The following is a 2,976-nucleotide window of genomic DNA, read 5'->3' on the forward strand; positions in this document are numbered from 1 at the left end:
ATCGTGCCGGTGTCGCCGGAGGCGCCGTCCTTCACCCGGAGCTTCCAGGTGCCGTTCGCCGCGCTCGCGGCGGCGTTGACGGTGTAGGTCTTGGCGACGTTGTCGGTGCTGTCGTTGTTCGGGAAGTCCTCCAGGAGGTAGATCGTGCCGTCGGGCGCGACCAGGGAGAGGACCAGGTCACCGCGGTAGGTGTGCTTGATGTCCACGCCGACCTTGAGCGTCGCGGGCGCGTTGCCGGTGACGCCGGTGACGGTGATCGGGCTCTCCACCGTGGTGTTGTCGGGGATCGCCACGTCGGCGGTGTTCTCGAAGTACTTGCCGGTGGGCGGGGTGGCGCCGCCGACCGCCTTCAGCGCGTCGACCTGGCCCTCGCCGAAGAAGCCGTTGTTGGCGGTGGTGCCGGTGCAGCGGCTGTCGGAGACGGGGCAGGCCAGGTCGTTGGCCTGGCTCGCGAGGCGGGCCCGGATGTCGGCCGGGGTGAGCGAGGGGTCGGTGCTCGCGATCAGCGCGGCCACCCCGGTGACGTGCGGGGAGGCCATCGAGGTGCCGCTCTTGGTGCCGTACTTGCCACCGGGCAGGGTCGAGTAGACGCCGGTGGCGCCGTCGCCGCCGGGCGCCGCGACGTCGATGACCCCCCGGCCGAAGTTGGAGTAGGAGGCCTTGCCGCTGCCGCTGCCCGTGGCAGCGACGGTCACCACGCCGGGGAGTTCGGTGGGGATGTCGAGGCAGGCGTTGCTGATGGTCCGGGTGACCTTGGTGGAGTCGTTCGGGCTCTCGGTGTCGGTGGTCTTGTTGGCCAGGTCGTAGTTGGAGTTGCCGGCCGCCGCGACCTGCAGCGAGCCCTTGCCCTCGGCGTACTCCTGGGCGCGCTTGACGCCCTCGATGATGGCGGCCTGGTCGAGGTCGTTCGGGCAGTTGAACTGCCAGGGGTCGGTGTAGTAGCTGTTGTTGGTGACCTTGAAGCCGTGGTCGCCGGCCCAGACGAAGCCGCAGACGGTGTTCTCGGCGTAGAAGAGGGTGCTGGTCGGCTCGGCGATCCGGACCGAGGCGATCTTCACGCCCGGTGCGACGCCGATGACGCCCTTGCCGTTCTTCGCGGCCGCGATGGTGCCGGCGACGTGGGTGCCGTGGGTGTCCACGTCCCGCCAGGCGCCGCTGCGGGTGTCGGGCTTGCCGTAGGCGCAGGAGACCGAGTCGGCGGCGTCGAAGTTCGGCGCGAGGTCCTGGTGCTGGTCGTCCACGCCGGTGTCGAGCACGCCGACCTTGACGGACGGGGAGCCGGTGGTGACGTTCCAGGCCTGGTCGGCCTTGATCTGGGTCATGTCCCAGCGGTTGGACTCGGTGAGCGTGGTGGTCGACTGGGCGGGGTTGGCGGGCAGGACCGGGCTGTAGGCGTCGGCCGGCACGTCGGAGGTGCGGGTCGCGCCGACCTGCTGGATGCCGGGGACGGTCCGCAGCGCGGCGGCGAAGCCGGCGCTGGTGGAGTGGGCGACGATGACGCCGATCGGGTCGTAACTCGCGAAGACCGTACCGCCCTTGGCGGCGACGGCGGTCTTGGCGGCGGCGATGTCGGCGGGGGCGCTGATCACCAGGTAGGCGCGGGTGCCGGCGGCCCAGCCGGCCGCGGTGCCGGCGAGGGGGGGGGCGGCGGGGGCCTGGGCGGCGGGCGCGGAGACGGCGCCGGGGACGGTGGGGGTGGTGGTCGCGGTGGCGGCGGTCGCGAACGCGGTGGGGGTGGCGAGCGCCATGGCCGAGAGCACGGCGAGGGCTGCGGCCGGGCGGCCGAGCCGCCGGGATATCAGGGGTGACACGTGTCCTCCGATTCGGCCCGCGCGTGAGGGGGATCGCACGGGAATTGAAGGAAACATGCCAGATTGGGCAGGAGTTGGGGAAGACTTTACGCCTGACGGCTTTTCGAGGAGACGTTACGTTTTGATGTCATGGGGTCCACGGCGCCCCGGGTGGAGCGCATGCGGCGGCCGGCGGGGGCGCTGCGCGCGGCCGGCAATTCAGCGGTGCTCTGGGTTCTCGAAGTCGAAGCGACAGCCTGCTTCCCACTCGGAGCGCTGGTTGCCGTAGGCCGGGATGCCGCCGGCGTCCTTGAGCATGCGGGCCAGGTGGAGCTGGTTCCAGGTCATGAAGGTGGTGTTGCGGTTGGTGAAGTCGTTCTCCGGACCGCCCGAGCCCTCGTCGAGGTAGGAGGGCCCGGGGCCGGCCTCGCCGACCCAGCCGGCGTCGGCCTGCGGCGGAATGACGTAGCCGAGGTGCTGGAGGCTGTAGAGGACGTTCATCGCGCAGTGCTTGGCGCCGTCCTCGTTGCCAGTGATCAGGCAGCCGCCGACCCGGCCGTAATAGGCGTACTGACCCTCGGAGTTGAGGATCGACGAACAGGCGTACAGTCGCTCGACCACCTTCTTCATCACGGACGAGTTGTCTCCCAGCCACACAGGTCCGGCCAACGTGAGGATGTCAGCCGCCATCACCTGCGAGTAGATGACCGGCCACTCGTCGGTCTCCCAGCCGTGCTCGGTCATGTCCGGCCAGACGCCCGTCGCGATGTCGAGGTCCACCGCGCGCAGGACGTCGACAGCGACCCCCTGGCGCTCCAGGATGCCGGTACTGACGTCGATCAGACCCTGGGTGTTGCTGCGCTCCGGGGAGCGTTTCAGGGTGCAATTGATCACCAGGGCGCGCAGGTCGGCGTACGACGTCGGCGTGTCCGGCACGGATTCCTCCCTCAGGCTGTCCTGGAGGCCGACCGGCTCGTGGGCTCCCGGCACAGCTCACCAGGCCGGCTTCGCGACCGCGCGCGGAGCTGGGCCAGTTGCCTGACGGCACGCCGCCCGCCCTACCGGACGGGCCTGTCTGCTCGGCCTCGATCCCAGGACGACCGGGAGCGCCACGTCGCTCAGCAGTGGTGAGGGGATCGACCCTTGCGGGGTTCCGGCGCTGGTCTGGCCTCGCCGTCTGCCGACG

2 protein-coding genes are annotated in these 2,976 nt (G+C 70.6%); both read right to left on the reverse strand.

The annotated features are described in order from the left end of the window. The coding region (locus ACFU7Y_RS42425; RefSeq protein ID WP_380771785.1) for a S8 family serine peptidase at positions 1–1,748 on the reverse strand (1,748 nt) is incomplete at its 3' end. A 261-nt stretch (positions 1,749–2,009) separates the two neighbouring features. Beyond that, on the reverse strand, positions 2,010–2,726 hold the full coding sequence (locus tag ACFU7Y_RS42430) for a flavodoxin family protein (protein ID WP_224285519.1): 717 nt from the start codon (positions 2,724–2,726) through the stop codon (positions 2,010–2,012). Between the last annotated feature and the right edge of the window lie 250 nt (positions 2,727–2,976).

The organism is Kitasatospora sp. NPDC057542, from assembly GCF_042801945.1.
Classification (GTDB): Bacteria; Actinomycetota; Actinomycetes; order Streptomycetales; family Streptomycetaceae; genus Kitasatospora.